This is a genomic window from Bradyrhizobium sp. USDA 3315, assembly GCF_054056795.1.
On sequence record NZ_JBSRYP010000001.1, the window covers coordinates 8696599 to 8714429 of the forward strand.

Genomic DNA, 17831 nt, shown 5'->3' on the forward strand with positions numbered 1-17831 from the left:
CTGCGCATCGCCCCGGAATGACGACGCCGTCGTCAGCCAAACCGCTTTCTGCGCCATTCGATCAGCTTCGCGCTGACTTCGTCAGGCTTTTCCTGCTGCGTCCAATGGCCGCTGTCCTTGACGAGATACTTCTCGAGGTCCGGCACCAGCCGCTCCATGCCGTCGGCGGCCGAGGGCGGCAGCACCGCGTCGTTCTCGGCCATGATCATCAGCGACGGCACCCGGACGTGATGGTCCAGCCCGGCCGAGCGCTCCCAGTTGCGGGTGAAATTGCGATACCAGTTGATGCCGCCGGTGAAGCCGGTCTTGGTGAAGGTGTCGACGAACACCTTTTTCTCGTCCGCGGACAGGATCGGCGTGCGCGGGTCATGCTTGGCGTCGTAATTCGCGATCATCTGCGGAAACGCCAGGTTGAGCCGCGCCGAGGCGCCGACGCCGGCGATCGGCTGTTCGGGCGGCGCGTCCGCCGGACGCGGCACCGGCTTGCGCATGAAGGCGTCGAAGGTCTGCTCGACGCGGCTGCCGAAGATGCGGTCGGGCTCGCGCCCCGGATCCTGGAACTGGACGATGTACATGTGGTCGCCGAAGCGCTGGCGGAACAGCGCGACCGGATCCATCGGGGCGCGGTCCCAATGCGGCGTGTTGACGCCGACGACGCCGGCGACCCGCTGATGATGCCTGAGCGGCATCTGCCAGACGACAAAGCCGCCCCAGTCGTGCCCGACGAAGATGGCCTTGTCGATCTTGAGATGGTCGAGCAGGCCGACGAGGTCGCCGGTCAGGTGCTCCATGTCGTAGGCCTCGACCGGCTCCGGCCGGTCGGTCGCGCCATAGCCGCGCTGATCCGGCGCAATCACCCGGATGCCGGCCTCGCCCAGCGCCTTGATCTGGTGGCGCCAGGAGAATGCCAGTTCAGGCCAGCCGTGGCACAGCACCACCGGCGGCGTGTCGGTCTTGGGGCCTGCTTCATAAAACCCCATGCGGATGCCGTTCGTCTCGGCGAACTGCAGCGGTGGCATTTCAATCATCGACAGGGATCCTTATTCGGCTGCGCCCTTGATGTCCGCAGGCGGGGGAGCGAACGCCGCCTCGAGTACATCGAACTCGAGCGGCAGCATGTCGCACATCACCTGCACATGGGGAATGATGTTGGCGCCCACGATGAAGCCGAAATCGAGCTGATCGCGGTAGCTCTGCACGGTGATGTTGAGCGCCACGCCGTGGGTCGAGATCGAAACCGGGAAGATGTGCAGCAGCTCGGCACCGGCCGCATACAGCGTCTGCCGCGGCCCCGGCACGTTCGAGACCGTGATGTTGGTGGCCGGCGGCAGCACGTTGGAGAGGTCGGAACGGCTGTAGAGCAGCGCCAGGATCTGCACCAGGATCGGCGCGCCCAGCAGCGAGATGTTGGTGACCTGCGGCACCAGAGCGCGCAGCGGATGCGACATCTCCTTGGACTTGGTCGACTGCGCGATGATGGTTTCCAGCCGCTTCCGGGGATCCTCGATGTCGGTCGCGATCGAGCAGATCATGCCGAACACCTGGTTATTGGATTCGGCGTTGCCCTCCTCCCGCAGCGAGATCGGAACACCTGCCGTCAGCGACTTGTTCGGCAGCGCGCCCTGGCTGATCAGATAGCGCCGCACCACGCCGGAGGCGAGCGCCAGCACGACGTCGTTGAGCTTGCCGCCGGACGCCTTCGCCAGAGCCTTGGCACGCGACAGCGAGATCGAGGTGCCGGCAAAGCTGCGTTCGGACGAGATCGCCTTGTTGAGGATGGTCGGCGGCGAGGACATCGCCTGCAGGCTTTCGCGCGATCTCGGATCGGCGACCTTGGCGACGACGTCGGACAGGCTCTTCATGACCGTCGGCATGGAGCCGGCGAACTTCACCGCGCTTTCGATCTGGAACATGGCGTTGTCGAACAGGATCGAGCCGAGGTCGCTCTTGCCGGAACGCGGCAGCTCCAGGCTCTTCTGCGCGGCGGCGGCCGCCTCGAACGGCTGGGTCCAGAGTTGCTGATAGGCATCGATCAGATTGGCCGCGATGTCGCGCGGCTCCTGCGCGACCCTCTTCGCGCTCGGCGGCTCGATCTCGCGCGGCACCGGCGTCAGGTCGTAGATCATGCTGGTCAGCGCCGCGCCGGCGCCGCCGTCGATGCAGGCATGGTGCATCTTGGAATAGAGCCCGATCTCGTTGTCCCTCATGCCCTCGAAGACATAGAACTCCCAGAGCGGGCGGGCGCGGTTCAACAGCTTGGCGTGCATCCAGCCAACGATACGCTCCAGCGTCGCGCGATCGTGCGGCGCCGGCAGGCTGGCGCGGAAGATGTGACGGTCGATGTCGAACTGATCGTCCTCGACCCAGGACGGATGATCGATATCGAGCGGCGCCTTCTGCAGCCGTGCCTTGAGGATCGGCGCGATGTGCAGCCGCGAGGCGATCATCGCCTTGAACTCCTCGAAGAAGTCGCCCTTGTAGCCGTCGGGCAGGCGGAAGATCGCCATGCTGCCGACATGCATCGGCATTTCCGGCGTTTCCAGATAGAGAAACGATGCGTCCAGCGAGGACAGCTTCTTGGCGTCGCTCATGGTCTCCTCCCGAGAGCCTACTTACGCGGGCGCCTTGGGCGGCGCTTCTCGTCGTTTGGTCAGGATAGTGCCTGTTCTGCGGGCCCGTAGGCAATGGCAAAGGGGCCCGACCGGTCAAAATGCCGGAATTCCCCTTCCGGCTGGGCCAGCCGGTCCGCAATCGCCCACAGCGCCGCGGGATTGACGCCGAGGCCGATATGGCTGGCGAAATGCACCTCGATGTTCTCGGCGGTGGCCGACGGCCGCACGCGCGAGGTCCGCCAGTTCACGATGCCATCGGTGCGGGAATAGATCGAAGTCGTCGGCACCGGCATATCGCCGGCGATCGCGGCGCGGATCTCAGGGATGTCACCCACAGCTTCGCCGGACAAGAGCTCATAGAGCCGCGTCGCATTGGTGGCGCGGATGTCGTCGGCGAACGGGCTGCCCAGCGTGATGATGGAGCGCACCAGCTCCGGCATCTGCGACGCCAAGTCGCGCGCATAGACGCCGCCGAGGCTCCAGCCGATGATCGAGACCTTGCGCCCCGACGCCTCATGGACCCGCTTCAGCAGGTCGCGCAGCGCAGCCCGCCTGCTGGAAATCCCGCCGAAATTGCGGCCCATGTTCCAGGCATAGGCATCGTAGCCGAGCTCCTTGAGATAGCGCCGCATCGGCGCCATCGAAAGGTCGCTGGCAAGGAAGCCCGGCAGCGTCAGCACCGGATGACCATCGCCCTTCGGCGCCTGCATCAGGAGGGGCGACAGCAGCAGGCTCGAGTTGAGTTCGAGCACGCCGCGCGCCTCCGCCAGCATCAGGAACAGGCTCGGCGGGCGCAACCGGCGTTCGGTCCCATCAACGCTCCTGTCCATGTCGGTCACTATTTCTTCTTGCTCGCGCCGCCGAAGCCGGCCATCGCCACGAACATGTCCTGGAAGCGCTCGGCGAGCTTCGGATCGAAGGTGAACCAGCTCTGCATCAGCGATTCCGGCGAAATCTTCTCGATGTTCGACAGCATCTGCTGCTGCAGCTTGTCCATGACGGCGGTTTGCATCGGCGCCACATCCGGCAGGCCGAAGAATTGCCGCGCTTCGAGGGGCGTACAATCTATCTCGACGTTGACTTTCATATCCGCCTCCTCAAATGCGCCCTGGCCCGCCATAGTATCGCCGGGACGGGGCGAGTTGCGCAAGCGAGCCGTACCTGCCCCGGGGGGCAGTCGGCCCCAATCATCCGTTATGGTCAACCAAACCGTTTGGAGCGGTTGCTCGAGGCGCGCCGGTGATCATTCCCGTGACCGATAAGCGGCACTCCGAAAGTCGAATGTCACGCGTTCGCGCCAACGGCCTATTCTCCAATCCGGTTCATTGCGCTGCACCCGCGCGGACGGGTTAACCCTTTGGCAAATCGCGCTTGCGCGGCCGGTAAACTCTGGCAACATGGATCAATAATACCAGCCGGACAAAGCAGCCGGCGGACAAGAACGGGGACGCGGGATTACATGTCGGTACGTTGGAGTTTGTTTGCGGCGACTGTCGCCGCACTCGTCGCCTTTGCTTTGCCGGCATCGGCCCAGACGTTGAAGTATGCGAACCAGGGCGAGCTGAAGTCGCTGGATCCCTACACGCTGAAGGAAACCACGACGATCGCGCACCACGCCCACGTCTACGAAGGCCTCACCGCGCGCGACAAGGACCTCAAGATCATTCCGGCCCTGGCGGAAAGCTGGGAGACGCTGAGCCCGACCAAATGGCGCTTCCATCTGCGCAAGGGCGTGAAATTCCACAATGGCGATCCCTTCACCGCCGACGACGTGCTGTTCTCGGCCGAGCGCGTCCGCGCCAAGGGCTCCAACTTCCTCAGCAACGTCCCGGCCGACGCCAAGTTCAGCAAGGTCGACGACTACACCGTCGACGTGACGCTCGACTCGCCCAATCCCATCCTGATCTCGCAGTGGGATAGCTGGTACATCATGGACAAGAAGTGGTGCGAGGAGAACAACTCGGTTGTACCGACGCCGGCCTCCGCAACCACGCCGAGCTACGCGGCGCTGCACGAGAACGGCACCGGTGCCTTCACGATCGAGAGCCACCAGCCCGGCGTGAAGACCGTGTTCAAGGCGTTTCCCGGCTATTGGCGCAAGCCCGAGCATAATCTCAAGGAGATCATCTTCACCCCGATCGGCTCCGACGCCACCCGCGTTGCCGCGCTGCTCTCGGGCGAAGTCGACGTCATCGAACCGGTTCCGCTCCAGGACATCCAGCGCGTCAATTCCAGCGGCGTCGCCACCGTCATGACCGCGCCGGAGATTCGTACCATCTTCATCGGCATGGATACGGCGCGCGACGAGCTGCTGTATTCCAACATCAAGGGCAAGAATCCGTTCAAGGACATCCGCGTCCGCGAAGCTTTCTACAAGACGATCGACGTCGATCTGATCAAGACCCGCGTCATGCGCGGCATGTCGACCCCCTCGACGTTGATGATCGCCCCCGAGCTCTATCCGCTGTCGAAGGAATTCACCCGGCCGAAGCTCGATCCTGATGGTGCCAAGAAGCTGCTGGCCGACGCCGGCTATCCGAACGGCTTCGAAGTCACGATGGACTGCCCGAACGACCGCTATGTCAACGACGCCGCGATCTGCCAGGCGGTGGTCGGCATGCTGGCCCGCATCGGCGTCAAGGTGAACCTGCTGGCGCAGCCGAAGGCGCAGTATTTCGCCAAGGTGCTGAAGCCCGGCGGCTACCAGACCTCGTTCTTCATGCTGGGCTGGACGCCCGCGACCTCCGACTCGCACAACGTGCTGCACGACATCCTCGGCTGCCGCGACGATCCGAAGGATGCCACCCGGGGCGAGGCCAATCTCGGTGGCTATTGCAACAAGGAAGTCGACGCGCTCACCGACAAGGTGCTGGTCGAGGGCGACACTGCCAAGCGCGACCAGTTGATCAAGCAGGCCTACGACATCGTCATCAAGGATTACGGCTACATTCCGCTGCATCAGCAACCGCTGGTGTGGGGCGTGTCGAAAAAGGTCAAATTGACCCAGCGCGCGGACAACCAGGTGCTGCTCTACTGGGCGACCAAGCAGGGTGAATAGTGGCTCTGGCGAATTGGGTCCCGGAAGCGCAGGCTTCCGGGACCGCTCGTTTTCCGGCCGCGCAAGGCCGCGCGCCAATGTCAAAAGCAGTGAAAGGTAGAGATGCTGGCTTTCACTCTTCGCCGCTTCCTGCAGGCAATCGGCGTGATGCTCGCCGTGGGCGTGATTGCGTTCGCGATGTTCCGCTTTGCCGGCGACCCGGTGAACCAGATCGTCTCGATCGACACCTCGGCCGCGCAGCGCGCCGAAATCCGGCAGTCGCTCGGCCTTGACGATCCGGTGCTGGTGCAGTTCGGCCGCTACTTCATCAATGCGCTGCAGTTCAAGTTCGGCGTCTCCTACCAGTTCCGCCTGCCGGTCTCCTCGCTGCTGGCGGAGCGGCTGCCGGCGACGCTGGAGCTTTCGATCTGCGCCACGCTGTTCGCGATGGTGGCCGGCATCCTGATGGGGGTCTATTCGGCGCTGCGCCGCGACACAGTGCTTGCCAAATTATTCCAGGCGGTATCGCTGATCGGCATTTCGCTGCCGACCTTCCTGATCGGCATCCTCCTGATCTATCTGTTCGCGGTGACGCTGGGCTGGCTGCCCTCCTTCGGCCGCGGCGAGGTGGTGAAGCTCGGCTGGTGGACCACCGGACTGCTGACCGTCTCGGGCCTGAAGGCGCTGATCATGCCGGCGATCACGCTCGGGCTGTTCCAGATGACCCTGATCATGCGGCTGGTGCGTGCCGAAATGCTGGAAGTGCTGCGGACCGACTATATCCGTTTCGCCCGCGCCCGCGGGCTGACCACGCGCGCGATCCATTTCGGCCATGCGCTGAAGAACACCCTGGTTCCGGTCATCACGGTGGCCGGTCTGCAGTTTGGCTCGGTTATTGCCTTCTCGATCATCACCGAAACCGTGTTCCAATGGCCGGGTATGGGACTTCTCTTCGTGCAGGCCGTGCAAAATGTCGATATCCCGATCATGGCCGCATATCTGTTGATGGTCTCGCTGATCTTCGTCACCATTAATCTCGTGGTCGACATCCTCTACACCGTGGTCGATCCGCGCTTGCGCTCGACCGTCGGCCGCGCGGCGTGAGGGCTGACCGATGTCCGATGCCGTCGTCCCCCATCGTTCCCAAGGCCACCAGGCCCCTGCCGGCTGGTTCAGGCGCGCGCTCGACAGCGACATCTTCTATTCGTTCCGTCGCTCCAGGCTGACGATGGTCGCCGCCGTGATTACGCTGCTGTTCTTTCTGCTCGCAATCTTCGCATCATGGCTCGCGGTGCAGAACCCGTTCGACCCGGCACAGCTGCAGCTGATCAACTCGCGGATCGCACCGCTGTGGACCGCCGACGGCCAAAGCCCGTTCCTGCTCGGCACCGACGAGCAGGGCCGCGATGTGCTCTCGGCGATCCTTTACGGCCTGCGCATCTCCCTTGCGGTCGGCCTGGCCGGCGTGGTCTTTGCCGGCGCGCTCGGCATCGCCCTCGGGCTGATCGCAGGCTATTTCGGCGGTGTGGTCGACACCGTGATCATGCGGATCGCCGACGTGCAGCTCACCTTCCCCGCGATCCTGATCGCGCTGCTGGTCAACGGCGTCGCCAAATCGGTGCTCGGCAACCGGCTCGACGAGATGAGCACGCTCGGCGTCCTGATCATCGCGATCGGCCTCAGTTTCTGGGTGCAATATGCCCGCACCGTGCGCGGTTCGGTGATGGTCGAGAAGAACAAGGACTACGTGGCCGCGGCGCAGCTGATCGGCCTGCCGGCGCCGAAGATCATGCTGCGGCACGTGCTGCCGAACACGATGGGCCCGATCCTCGTCATCGCCACCATCAACCTCGCGCTCGCGATCATCACCGAGGCGACGCTGTCGTTCCTTGGCGCCGGCATGCCCGACACCATGCCCTCGCTCGGCACCCTGATCCGGATCGGCAACAACTATCTGTTCGCCGGCGAATGGTGGATCGTCGCCTTCCCCGGCATTGCGCTGGCCGGCCTGATCCTCTCCATCAACCTGCTCGGCGACTGGCTGCGCGACGCCCTCAATCCGAAGCTCCGATGACCAAGCCTGTTCTTTCCGTGCGCAATCTCGAGGTGGAATTCGTCACCCGCCGTGCGACCTTGCGCGCCATCAACGGCGTGTCGTTCGACATCGCCAAGGGCGAGGTGCTCGGCGTGGTCGGCGAGTCCGGCGCCGGCAAATCGGTCACCGGCCTTGCCGTGATCGGGCTCATCGATCCGCCCGGGCGGATTTCTGGCGGCGAGATCGAGCTCTCGGGCACGCGGATCGACCATCTTCCGCTGGAGGAGATCCGCCGCATCAGGGGCAAGCGGATCGGCATGATCTTCCAGGATCCGCTGACCAGCCTCAATCCGCTGTACCGGATCGGCGACCAGATCATCGAGACCATTCGCACCCACAGCAATCTGAGCGAGAGCGCCGCGCGCAGGCGCGCCATCGATCTGTTGGCCGAAGTGGGCATTCCAGCGCCGGAGAAGCGCATCGACGGCTACCCGCACGAATTCTCCGGCGGCATGCGCCAGCGCGTCGTCATCGCGCTTGCGATCTGCGCCGAGCCCGAACTGATCATCGCCGACGAGCCGACCACCGCGCTCGACGTCTCCGTGCAGGCGCAGATCATCGCGCTGATCAAGCGCCTCGGCCGCGACCACGGCACCGCGGTGATGCTGGTGACCCACGACATGGGCGTGATCGCCGAGACCTGTGACCGCGTTGCGGTGATGTATTCCGGCCGCATCGCCGAGATCGGCCCGGTGCAGGAGGTGGTGCGCAATCCGCTGCATCCCTACGCCAGGGGCCTGATGGGCGCGATCCCGACGCTTGCCGGCGAGGACAAGCGCCTGGTGCAAATCCCCGGCTCGATGCCGCGGCTGTCGGCGATTCCGCCGGGCTGCCCGTTCAATCCGCGCTGCGCGTTTGCCTTCGATCGCTGCCACGTCGAACGCCCCGAGCCGATCCGGCAGGGCACGCAGTTCGTTGCCTGTCATCTGTTCGAGCCGGCGAAGGAGACGGCGGCATGAGCGGAACATTCATCGAGGTCAGGAACCTGCGCCGCGTCTTCGACGTCTCCAAGCCGTGGCTCAACCGCGTGATCGAGGGCGGCCATCTCGAATTCCTGAAAGCCGTCGATGGCGTCTCCTTCGACATCAAGCGCGGCGAGACCTTCGCGCTGGTCGGCGAATCCGGCTCCGGCAAGACCACAGTCGCACGCATGGTGGTCGGCCTGCTGCCGCCGAGCTCGGGCGAGGTCGTCATCGACGGGGTCTCGATGACCGACCCGCGGCAGGGCCAGGCGCGCCGCCGCTTGCGCCGGCGCATCCAGATGGTTTTCCAGGATCCCTATGCGAGCCTCAATCCGCGCTACCGGGTCGCCGCCATCGTCGCCGAGCCGATCCGCGCCTTCGACCTGATCCAGGGCGAGCGCGACATCAAGGCCCGGGTCGGCGAATTGCTCTCGCTGGTCGGCCTGCACCCCGACGACGGCCAGAAATTCCCGCACGAATTTTCCGGCGGCCAGCGCCAGCGCATCGCGATCGCCCGCGCGCTGGCGTCCGAGGCCGAGTTCATCGTCTGCGACGAGCCGACCTCGGCGCTCGACGTTTCCGTGCAGGCGCAGATCCTCAATCTGATGCGCGACCTGCAGGACAAGTTCGGCCTCACCTATCTCTTCATCAGCCACAATCTCGCAGTGGTCCGCCACATGGCGAGCCGGATCGGCGTGATGTATCTCGGCCGCATCGTCGAGATCGCCGAGGGTCGGGAATTGTTCGAGAACCCGCGGATGCCCTACACGAAGATGCTGCTCGGCGCGGTTCCGGACCTTGCGATGTCCGGTCGCCAGCGCATCCCGGTAAAGGGCGAGATTCCGAATCCGATCGATCCGCCGCCGGGCTGCTCGTTCAACCCGCGCTGTCCCCTCGCCTTCGATCTCTGCCGCCAGAAGACGCCGGAACTGATCGACGGCGTGGCCTGCCATGCCGTCAACAGTCCCGCCGCCGTTCCGGCATGATCACGCGGATGGGAGCGGCCATGTGCACCAAGCGGTTGGCATACCAGCCGGCCTGTGATCAAGTGCGCCCGCCGAGAAGGCCCAACAACAAACCGACGAACGGTCAATCGCCATGAGCAACATCAACCCCGATCCGTTCACAACCCGGCCCGAGATCGAAGGCACCTTCGGCGTCGTCACCTCGACGCACTGGATCGCCACCGCGGTCGGCATGGCAACGCTGGAGAAAGGCGGCAACGCCTTCGACGCCGGAGTGGCCACCGCCTTCACGCTGCAGGTGGTCGAGCCGCATCTGAACGGCCCCGGCGGCGACGTTCCGATCATCGTGCACGACGTCAAGCGCGGCAAAAGCGAAGTGATCTGCGGCCAGGGCCCGGCGCCGGCGAAGGCAACCATCGCGCATTATCGCAGCGAGGGCCTCGAGATGGTGCCCGGCACCGGCCTGCTTGCGGCCTGCGTGCCCGGCACATTCGAATCCTGGATGCTGCTGCTGCGCGACTACGGCACCATGAAGCTGCGCGACGTGCTGGAGCCCGCGATCGCCTACGCACGCGACGGCTATCCGCTGGTCGAGCGTGCATCGGCCACCATCAAGACCGTCGAACAACTGTTCCGGAAATACTGGACCACATCGGCCGACGTCTATTTGCCTGGTGGCGAGGTGCCGAAGCCCGGCACCATCTTCACCAACAAGAAGCTCGCGGAGACCTATGCACGCATCCTCACCGAGGCGGAGAGTGCCGGCGGCGATCGCGTCGCGCAGATCGAGCGCGCGCGGCAGGCCTGGTCGAAGGGCTTCGTCGCCGAGGCGATCGACAAGTTCTGTCGCACCCAGGAGGTGATGGACGTTTCCGGCTCGCCGCATCGCGGCGTCCTGTCGGCCGACGACATGGCGCGCTGGCAGCCGACCATCGAGGCGCCGCTCACCTATGATTACGGCCGCTACACCGTGCAGAAGGCCGGAGTCTGGAGCCAGGGTCCGGTGATGCTGCAGCAGCTCGCGCTGCTGAAGGATTTCGAGCTCGACGGGCTCGATCCCGCAGGCCCCGACTTCATCCATCTGCAGATCGAAGCCGCCAAGCTCGCCTATGCCGATCGCGAGACGTTCTACGGCGACCCGAAATTCACCGACATCCCGATCGAAACGCTGCTCTCCGACGCCTATAACAACGAACGGCGCAAGCTGATCTCAAAAGACAAGGCGTCGCTCGACTTCCGCCCCGGTTCGGTCGAGGGCTTCGGCGGCGTTGTGAAGTTGCGACACGCCGAAGGGCATCGTGAAGCGGTCGGCGCCATGGGCGCGGGCGAGCCGACCGTCGGCCGGTTCGGCGAAGTGCGCGGCGACACCGTGCATTTCGACATCATCGACAAGGCCGGCAACATGATCTCGGCGACGCCGTCCGGCGGCTGGCTGCAGTCCTCGCCGGTGATTCCCGAGATCGGTTTCTGCCTCGGCAGCCGCGCCCAGATGTTCTGGCTCGAAGAGAACCACCCTGCTTCGCTCGCGCCGGGCAAGCGGCCGCGCACAACACTCTCGCCGACCATGGCGCTGCGCGACGGCGAGCCGTATCTCTCCTGGGGCTCGCCGGGCGGCGATCAGCAGGACCAGTGGATCACGCAGTTCTTCCTGCGTCATGTGCACGCCAGGCTCAATCTGCAGGAGGCGATCGACGCGCCGGCCTGGCACTCCGAGCATTTCCCGATCTCGTTCTGGCCGCGCACCTCGCGGCCCGGCGTCCTGGTGCTGGAAAACCGCGTGCCGAAATCGACCATCGACGAATTGAAGCGCCGCGGCCATGTGGTCGAGATTGGTCCCGATTGGTCGGAAGGCCGCCTCACCGCGGCCTCGAAGGTCGGCGCCCGCCGCCGCGCCGCCGCCAATCCGCGCGGCATGCAGGGTTACGCCGCAGGCCGCTAAACACGAAGGTTTGAGATGACCTGGTCGATCATCGCCCGCGACAGCGCCACCGGCCAGCTCGGCATCGCCGTCGCGACGCGGTTCTTCGCGGTCGGCGCGCTGGTGCCGCACATCGCACCCGCAATCGGCGCGGTGGCGACGCAGGCGCTGGTCAATCCCTATTACGGCATCGACGGCCTCGCGCTGCTGCGCGGCGGCAACAGCCCGCATGAGGTGATCGCGGCGCTGATTGCGCCCGACAGCGGCCGCGAGAGCCGGCAGCTCCACGTCATGGACGTCAGGGGCCGCATCGCGGCGCATTCCGGCAAGGACTGCATCGACTGGTTCGGCCATATCGCCGGCGACGGGTTCTCGATCGCCGGCAACATGCTGGCCGGCCCCGCGGTGCTCGACGAGACCGCGCGCGTCTATGCCGCGAACGAGAAGCTGCCGTTCGCGGAGCGGCTGATCAAGGCGATGTTCGCCGGCGAAGCGGCCGGCGGCGACAAGCGCGGCAAGCAGTCGGCGGCTCTCTTAATTCACGGCGCGGAGGAATGGCCATTGCTCGACCTGCGCGTCGACGACCACGCCGATCCCCTGCGCGAGCTGGAGCGGCTGGAGGCCGTCAGCCGCGAGCACTGGGCGCCATTCCGGAGCTTCATGCCGACCCGCGACAACCCGGCCGGAACCAGCGATCGCGCCACCATCGACGCCGGCATCGCGGCGGCAACCACGAGCCGTAAATGACAGCAGGCCCGCTGATCGAGATCGAAGGCCTGCGCGTCACCTTCCAGGGCGATGACGGCCGCACCACGCATGCCGTCGACAGCGTCGATCTCTCCGTCGCCAAGGGCGCCACGCTCGGCCTGGTCGGCGAGTCCGGCTGCGGCAAGAGCGTGACCTCGCTCGCAATCATGGGGCTGTTGCCGAAGCAATCCGCCGCGGTGTCCGGCGCGATCCGCTTCGAGGGCTTCGACCTGCTCGAGGTGCCGGACGAGACGTTGCGCGACCTGCGCGGCGATCGCCTCGCGATGATCTTCCAGGAGCCGATGACCTCGCTCAATCCGAGCTTTACCATCGGCGACCAGATTACGGAGACGATTCTGCGCCATCGCGGCGGCTCCCGCCGCGCGGCGCGCGAACGCACCATCGAGCTGCTGCGCCGCGTGCATATTCCCTCGCCCGAGAAACGCATCGACGAGTTTCCGCACAAGCTGTCCGGCGGCATGCGCCAGCGCGTGATGATCGCGATGGCGCTGGCCTGCGACCCGCAGCTTCTGATCGCCGACGAGCCGACCACCGCACTCGACGTCACCTTGCAGGCGCAGATCCTCGATCTGATGCGGGAGCTGAAGGCCGCGAGCGGCGCCGCGATCATCCTGATCACCCACGATCTCGGCGTCGTCGCCGAAGTCTGCGACGAGGTCGCGGTGATGTATGCCGGCGAGATCGTCGAGCGCGCGCCGGTCGACGAGCTGTTCGCCAATCCGCAGCATCCCTACACGGTCGGCCTGCTCGGCTCGATCCCGCGGCTCGATCGCCGCACCAGCCATCTCGCCACCATCGAGGGCATGGTGCCGAACATGGCGAAGCCGCCCGCCGGCTGCCGCTTCGCCGCGCGCTGTCCGTTCGTCGAGGATGCCTGCACCAAATCGCCGCCGCCGCTCGCGCTGCTGAGCCCGACCCACGCCTCGCGCTGCATCCGTGCGCCGCTGGAGCGGCTGGTGTCATGACCGCGCTGCTCGAGGTCGAAGGGCTGGTGAAGCATTTCGTCGCCGAACGCTCGCTGTTCGGCCGGCCGACCGCCCATGTGAAGGCGGTCGACGGCGTCAGCTTCACGGTCGAGGCCGGCAAGACGCTGGCGCTGGTCGGCGAATCCGGCTGCGGCAAATCCACCGTCAGCCGGCTGGTGCTGCGGCTGATCGAGCCGGACGCCGGACGGATCCGCTTCGAGGGCCGCGACCTCGGCACGCTCAATGCCGGGCAGCTGCGCGCATTCCGCCGCGACGCGCAGCTGATCTTCCAGGACCCCTACGCCTCGCTCAACCCGCGCATGACGGTGAGCCAGATCCTGACCGAGCCGCTGGCGCTGCATAATCTCGTCCCGGCCGCGGACCGCCGCGCGCGGGTCGAGCAGCTGCTGCGCCTGGTCGGGCTCGAGCCGCGCTTTGCGCGCCGCTATCCGCATGAATTCTCCGGCGGCCAGCGTCAGCGCATCGCGATTGCCCGCGCGCTCGCGGTCGAGCCGAAGCTGATCATCTGCGACGAGCCGGTGTCGGCGCTCGACGTCTCGATCCGCTCCCAGATCCTGAATTTGCTGCGCGACCTGCAGGACCGCCTGAAGCTTGCCTACATCTTCGTCTCGCACGATCTCGCCGTGGTGAAGCACATCGCCGACCGCGTCGCGGTAATGAATCTCGGCACCATCGTCGAGACCGCGGATGCACAGGCGCTGTTCGCCGCCCCGCGCCATCCCTACAGCCGCGCGTTGTTGTCGGCGATCCCGGTGCCGAAGCCGCGTGCGAAGCGCAGCCGCATCGTGCTGGAGGGTGAGCTGCCGAGCGCGCTCAATCCGCCCTCCGGCTGCCGCTTCCATACCCGCTGCCCCTATGTGATCGCGCGCTGCCGCAGCGAAGTGCCGCAATTGCGCGAAGATGGCACCGGATATGCATCGGCCTGTCACCGGACGGGCGAACTGCCCGACGCGGAGGCGATCGTGCCCTCCGATGGCGGGTTCTCGCCGACACTGGAAAAGCTGGTGGCGGCGTTCAATGCGGCGGAAGCCTCGGGACAGCCCGGGGTTATTTCACAGGGAACAGAGGCGTAGGGAATAAGGGGTTGGCGATGAGATTTTGGCGCTTGGCGGTCCTGATGGCGGCCCTCGTGACATGGTGCGGAACGAGCGCGCGTGCCGAGACGACACTTCGCATCGGGCTCGCCGAGGACCCCGACATCCTCGATCCTTCAATCGGACGCACCTATGTCGGCCGCATCGTCTTTTCAGCCTTCTGCGACAAGCTGTTCGACATTGACGAGAAGCTGAACATCGTTCCGCAACTCGCGCTGTCCTACGAGAACTCGGCCGACGGCAAGGAGATGACGATCAAGCTCCGGCCGGGCGTCAAGTTCCACGACGGTGAGCCGTTCGACGCTGAAGCCGCCAAATTCTCGCTGGAGCGCCATCTGACGCTGCCGACCTCGTTTCGCAAACCGGAATTGGCTGCGCTCGACCACGTCGACGTCGTTGATCCCCTGACCATCAAGCTGGTGCTCAAGACGCCCTACTCGCCGCTGATCGCCCAGCTGACCGACCGCGCCGGCATGATGGTTTCGCCGAAGGCGGTGAAGGAAGCGGGCGACAAATTCGGCCTGCATCCAGTCTGCGCCGGACCCTACAAGTTCGTCGAACGCGTGCAGCAGGACCGCATGGTGTTCGAGAAATTCGGGGATTACTGGAACAAGGACAACGTCTTCATCGATCGCATCGTGTTCCTTCCTATCGTCGATGCCACGGTGCGGCTCGCCAATCTGAAATCCGGCGGGCTCGATCTGATCGAGCGCGTGCTTGCCACCGATATCAAGGACGTCCGAAGTGACAAGCGGCTCGTGCTGTCGACCGCACCTGAACTCGGCTATCTCGGCCTCACCATCAACATCGGCAACGACAAGAGCAAGGGGCCGCTCAGCCAGTCGGAAAAGGTGCGCCAGGCGCTCGATCTGTCGATTGACCGCGAGGCGCTCAATCAGGTCGTCTTCAACGGCGAGTTCACGCCGGGCAATCAGTGGGTCAGCCCGACACACCCTTACTATCAGAAGGCGTTTCCGGTTCGGGGCCGCGACATCGCCAGGGCCAAAGCGCTGCTGAAGGAGGCCGGTGTCACGCTGCCCGTCGCCATCGACTACATGGTCCCCAAAGGCGCCGAGAACGAAGCCGTAGCCCAGGTCGTGCAGTCGATGGCGGCCGAAGCAGGCTTTGACATCAAGATCCGCGTGGTCGAATTTGCGACGACTTTCAAGCAGGCCCAGGCCGGCGAATTTCAGGTGTTTCAGATCAACTGGAGCGGCCGGATCGATCCCGACGGCAATTCCTATGTCTTCCTGCACACCAAGGCGCCGCAGAACGATGGCGGCTATTCCAACGCGGAAGCCGACAAGCTGATGGAAGATGCACGGCTGATCAACGATCCCGCCCAGCGCAAGGCAATCTACGAGAAGATGACCAGGATCGTGCTCAATGACGAGCCGATCATCTACATCTATCACCGCACACTCCTGATCGCCCACTCCACCAAGGTCGAGGGTTACCGGCAGATGCCGGACGGATTGGTGCGCGTGGTCGGGCTGAAATTGAAATGATCGCCACAGCGCAGGACACGCGGGGCCGACAATGCTGAACTTCCTCGCCAAGCGGCTGGTTCAGCTGGTCCCGACGCTGTTCTTCGTCTCGCTCCTGATCTTCTCGCTGCAACATTTGCTGCCCGGCGATCCGGCACTCGTCATGGCCGGCGAGGAGCGCGATCCGGCCGTCATCGAACAGATCCGCCAGCAATACCATTTGGATCAACCGATCCCGGTGCAATACGCCTATTGGGTCAAGGGCGTGCTCACGGGCGACCTCGGCGAGTCCCTGCGCAACAAGATGCCGGTGTCGAGCCTGATCGCGCAGAAGCTGCCGGTTACGATGCAAATCGCCGGCATGGCGATCGTGGTCGCCTTCCTGATCGGCATTCCCGCCGGCATCATCTCGGCGGTGAAAATCGGCACCGCGTGGGACTATGGCGCCAATTTGTTCGCGCTGTGGGGTATCTCGACGCCGAATTTCTGGCTCGGCATCATGCTGATCTTCCTGTTCTCCGTCGAACTTGGCTGGCTGCCGGCCTCCGGCTACGTGCCGCTCAGCGAAAACTGGCGCGCGAGCCTCGCCGCATCGGTCATGCCGGCCTTCGTGCTCGGCAATGCGATCGCGGCGATCCTGATGCGGCATACGCGAAGCGCGATGCTGCAGGTGCTGGAGAGCGACTATGTCCGCACCGCGCGCGCCAAGGGCCTGTCCGAGCGCACCGTGATCCTCAAGCATGCGATGCGCAACGCGCTGACGCCGATCATCACGCTCGGCGCGCTCGAGCTCGGCACGCTGCTATCGGGCGCGGTGCTCACTGAGCAGATCTTCTCGATCCCGGGCTTCGGCAAGCTGATCGTCGATGCCGTGTTCAACCGCGACTATGCGGTCGTGCAGGGCGTGGTGCTGACCACGGCGACGATCTACATCACGCTCAACCTGATTGCCGACATCGCCTACATCCTCGTCAACCCGCGGCTGAGGGGCTGATCGGATGACCGACGCTGCACTCAGCCCCCTCGCTCCGCTTGCCGTCGCCGAAACGCTCGAGAGCCCGGCGCGGCGCGCCTGGCGGCGGCTGATCCGGCGCAAGGGTGCCGTGCTCGGGCTCACCGTGATCGCGCTCTTCATCCTGCTCGCCGTGTTCGCGCCGCTGATCGTGCCCTATGATCCCATTGCGACGAGCTGGTCGCTGGTACGCAAGGCGCCGTCGGCGCAGCACTGGTTCGGCACTGACGAACTCGGCCGCGACGTGTTCGCCCGCGTCGTGTTCGGCGCTCGCGCCTCGCTGCTTGCCGGCGTCATCTCGGTCGGCATCGCGCTTGCGATCGGCGTGCCGCTCGGCCTCGTCGCCGGCTATCTCGGCGGCTTCATCGACGCGCTGATCAGCCGCATCACCGATGCGATGCTGGCCTGCCCGTTCCTGATCCTGGCGATCGCGCTCGCAGCATTCCTCGGCCCGAGTCTTAGCAATGCCATGATCGCGATCGGCGTCTCGGCGACGCCGATCTTCATCCGCCTGACCCGCGGCCAGGTGATGAGCGTTAAGGTCGAGGACTATGTCGAGGCGGCGCGCGCGATGGGCAACCCGCGCTGGCGCATCGCGCTGGTCCACATCCTGCCCAACATCCTGCCGGCGCTGCTGGTGCAGGCGACGCTGTCGATCGCGGCCGCGATCATCGCCGAGGCCGCGCTGTCGTTCCTCGGCCTCGGCCAGCAGCCGCCGGCGCCGTCCTGGGGCAGCATGCTCAACGCCGCGCAACGCTTCCTGACCAGCGCGCCCTGGATGGCGGTCTGGCCGGGGCTTGCGATCTTCCTGGTCGTGTTGTCGTTCAATCTGGTCGGCGACGGCCTGCGCGACGCGCTGGACCCGAAGGCGCGGTAGTGGATTCGTGCCACAGCG

Annotated in this window: 16 protein-coding genes; 12 read left to right on the plus strand and 4 right to left on the minus strand. The window is 65.3% G+C overall.

Annotated features, from left to right (window positions below; all coding sequences use genetic code 11):
* Window positions 1–32: 32 nt before the first annotated feature.
* The 4 genes from ACVIYL_RS40695 to ACVIYL_RS40710 are packed head-to-tail and all read right to left on the minus strand — an operon-like array spanning window position 33 to window position 3699.
* Window positions 33–1028, minus strand: coding sequence for an alpha/beta fold hydrolase (locus tag ACVIYL_RS40695; RefSeq protein WP_456781232.1), 996 nt, complete (start codon window positions 1026–1028; stop codon window positions 33–35).
* Between the two features lie 12 nt (window positions 1029–1040).
* Complete coding sequence (locus tag ACVIYL_RS40700; protein WP_456781233.1) at window positions 1041–2591, minus strand: WS/DGAT/MGAT family O-acyltransferase; 1551 nt, start codon at window positions 2589–2591, stop codon at window positions 1041–1043.
* 59 nt (window positions 2592–2650) lie between these two features.
* Window positions 2651–3442, minus strand: a complete 792-nt coding sequence (locus ACVIYL_RS40705) for an esterase/lipase family protein (RefSeq protein WP_456781234.1) — start codon at window positions 3440–3442, stop codon at window positions 2651–2653.
* 8 nt (window positions 3443–3450) lie between these two features.
* Window positions 3451–3699 (minus strand): DUF6489 family protein, encoded by a 249-nt coding sequence (locus tag ACVIYL_RS40710; RefSeq protein ID WP_018270495.1) that lies wholly within the window; start codon window positions 3697–3699, stop codon window positions 3451–3453.
* A gap of 372 nt (window positions 3700–4071) precedes the next feature.
* On the opposite strand from ACVIYL_RS40710, the gene ACVIYL_RS40715 reads away from it, so the two are divergent.
* From ACVIYL_RS40715 to ACVIYL_RS40770, 12 genes are all read left to right on the plus strand, one after another.
* The gene (locus tag ACVIYL_RS40715) at window positions 4072–5670 is read left to right on the plus strand and encodes an ABC transporter substrate-binding protein (RefSeq protein ID WP_456781235.1); all 1599 of its coding nucleotides are present in this window, start codon (window positions 4072–4074) and stop codon (window positions 5668–5670) included.
* 102 nt (window positions 5671–5772) lie between these two features.
* Window positions 5773–6753 carry an ABC transporter permease gene (locus tag ACVIYL_RS40720; RefSeq protein ID WP_038383837.1) on the plus strand — a complete coding sequence of 327 codons (981 nt, stop codon included), beginning with the start codon at window positions 5773–5775 and terminating at the stop codon, window positions 6751–6753.
* A gap of 10 nt (window positions 6754–6763) precedes the next feature.
* Window positions 6764–7723, plus strand: a complete 960-nt coding sequence (locus ACVIYL_RS40725; RefSeq protein WP_076827131.1) for an ABC transporter permease — start codon at window positions 6764–6766, stop codon at window positions 7721–7723.
* The gene (locus ACVIYL_RS40730; RefSeq protein WP_316398448.1) at window positions 7720–8703 is read left to right on the plus strand and encodes an ABC transporter ATP-binding protein; all 984 of its coding nucleotides are present in this window, start codon (window positions 7720–7722) and stop codon (window positions 8701–8703) included. The genes ACVIYL_RS40725 and ACVIYL_RS40730 overlap by 4 nt, the downstream gene beginning before the upstream one ends.
* Window positions 8700–9692 (plus strand): ABC transporter ATP-binding protein, encoded by a 993-nt coding sequence (locus tag ACVIYL_RS40735; RefSeq protein WP_456781236.1) that lies wholly within the window; start codon window positions 8700–8702, stop codon window positions 9690–9692. The genes ACVIYL_RS40730 and ACVIYL_RS40735 overlap by 4 nt, the downstream gene beginning before the upstream one ends.
* A 112-nt stretch (window positions 9693–9804) precedes the next feature.
* Entirely contained in the window at window positions 9805–11610 is a 1806-nt protein-coding gene (locus ACVIYL_RS40740) for a gamma-glutamyltransferase family protein (protein ID WP_456781237.1), read from the plus strand.
* A 15-nt stretch (window positions 11611–11625) separates the two neighbouring features.
* Window positions 11626–12336 (plus strand): DUF1028 domain-containing protein, encoded by a 711-nt coding sequence (locus ACVIYL_RS40745; protein ID WP_456781238.1) that lies wholly within the window; start codon window positions 11626–11628, stop codon window positions 12334–12336.
* Window positions 12333–13322, plus strand: a complete 990-nt coding sequence (locus tag ACVIYL_RS40750; RefSeq protein WP_456781239.1) for an ABC transporter ATP-binding protein — start codon at window positions 12333–12335, stop codon at window positions 13320–13322. Before ACVIYL_RS40745 ends, ACVIYL_RS40750 begins: the two co-directional genes overlap by 4 nt.
* Complete coding sequence (locus ACVIYL_RS40755; RefSeq protein WP_456781240.1) at window positions 13319–14416, plus strand: ABC transporter ATP-binding protein; 1098 nt, start codon at window positions 13319–13321, stop codon at window positions 14414–14416. The genes ACVIYL_RS40750 and ACVIYL_RS40755 overlap by 4 nt, the downstream gene beginning before the upstream one ends.
* 17 nt (window positions 14417–14433) lie before the next feature.
* Window positions 14434–15945 carry an ABC transporter substrate-binding protein gene (locus tag ACVIYL_RS40760; protein ID WP_253609671.1) on the plus strand — a complete coding sequence of 504 codons (1512 nt, stop codon included), beginning with the start codon at window positions 14434–14436 and terminating at the stop codon, window positions 15943–15945.
* Between the two features lie 31 nt (window positions 15946–15976).
* Window positions 15977–16918 (plus strand): ABC transporter permease, encoded by a 942-nt coding sequence (locus tag ACVIYL_RS40765; protein WP_016842919.1) that lies wholly within the window; start codon window positions 15977–15979, stop codon window positions 16916–16918.
* Between the two features lie 4 nt (window positions 16919–16922).
* A complete protein-coding gene (locus tag ACVIYL_RS40770; protein WP_456781241.1) occupies window positions 16923–17813 on the plus strand; it encodes an ABC transporter permease in 891 nt (296 codons plus the stop codon).
* Window positions 17814–17831 lie beyond the last annotated feature (18 nt).

What these genes read in the sequence shown, in the direction of transcription:
- ACVIYL_RS40755 (WP_456781240.1), top strand. Translation starts at nt 13,319, where the DNA reads ATGACCGCGCTGCTCGAGGTCGAAGGGCTGGTGAAGCATTTCGTCGCC.
- ACVIYL_RS40760 (WP_253609671.1), top strand. Translation starts at nt 14,434, where the DNA reads ATGAGATTTTGGCGCTTGGCGGTCCTGATGGCGGCCCTCGTGACATGG.
- ACVIYL_RS40750 (WP_456781239.1), top strand. Translation starts at nt 12,333, where the DNA reads ATGACAGCAGGCCCGCTGATCGAGATCGAAGGCCTGCGCGTCACCTTC.
- ACVIYL_RS40735 (WP_456781236.1), top strand. Translation starts at nt 8,700, where the DNA reads ATGAGCGGAACATTCATCGAGGTCAGGAACCTGCGCCGCGTCTTCGAC.
- ACVIYL_RS40740 (WP_456781237.1), top strand. Translation starts at nt 9,805, where the DNA reads ATGAGCAACATCAACCCCGATCCGTTCACAACCCGGCCCGAGATCGAA.
- ACVIYL_RS40745 (WP_456781238.1), top strand. Translation starts at nt 11,626, where the DNA reads ATGACCTGGTCGATCATCGCCCGCGACAGCGCCACCGGCCAGCTCGGC.
- ACVIYL_RS40715 (WP_456781235.1), top strand. Translation starts at nt 4,072, where the DNA reads ATGTCGGTACGTTGGAGTTTGTTTGCGGCGACTGTCGCCGCACTCGTC.
- ACVIYL_RS40770 (WP_456781241.1), top strand. Translation starts at nt 16,923, where the DNA reads ATGACCGACGCTGCACTCAGCCCCCTCGCTCCGCTTGCCGTCGCCGAA.
- ACVIYL_RS40720 (WP_038383837.1), top strand. Translation starts at nt 5,773, where the DNA reads ATGCTGGCTTTCACTCTTCGCCGCTTCCTGCAGGCAATCGGCGTGATG.
- ACVIYL_RS40725 (WP_076827131.1), top strand. Translation starts at nt 6,764, where the DNA reads ATGTCCGATGCCGTCGTCCCCCATCGTTCCCAAGGCCACCAGGCCCCT.
- ACVIYL_RS40730 (WP_316398448.1), top strand. Translation starts at nt 7,720, where the DNA reads ATGACCAAGCCTGTTCTTTCCGTGCGCAATCTCGAGGTGGAATTCGTC.
- ACVIYL_RS40700 (WP_456781233.1), bottom strand. Translation starts at nt 2,591, where the DNA reads ATGAGCGACGCCAAGAAGCTGTCCTCGCTGGACGCATCGTTTCTCTAT.
- ACVIYL_RS40695 (WP_456781232.1), bottom strand. Translation starts at nt 1,028, where the DNA reads ATGATTGAAATGCCACCGCTGCAGTTCGCCGAGACGAACGGCATCCGC.
- ACVIYL_RS40710 (WP_018270495.1), bottom strand. Translation starts at nt 3,699, where the DNA reads ATGAAAGTCAACGTCGAGATAGATTGTACGCCCCTCGAAGCGCGGCAA.
- ACVIYL_RS40705 (WP_456781234.1), bottom strand. Translation starts at nt 3,442, where the DNA reads ATGGACAGGAGCGTTGATGGGACCGAACGCCGGTTGCGCCCGCCGAGC.
- ACVIYL_RS40765 (WP_016842919.1), top strand. Translation starts at nt 15,977, where the DNA reads ATGCTGAACTTCCTCGCCAAGCGGCTGGTTCAGCTGGTCCCGACGCTG.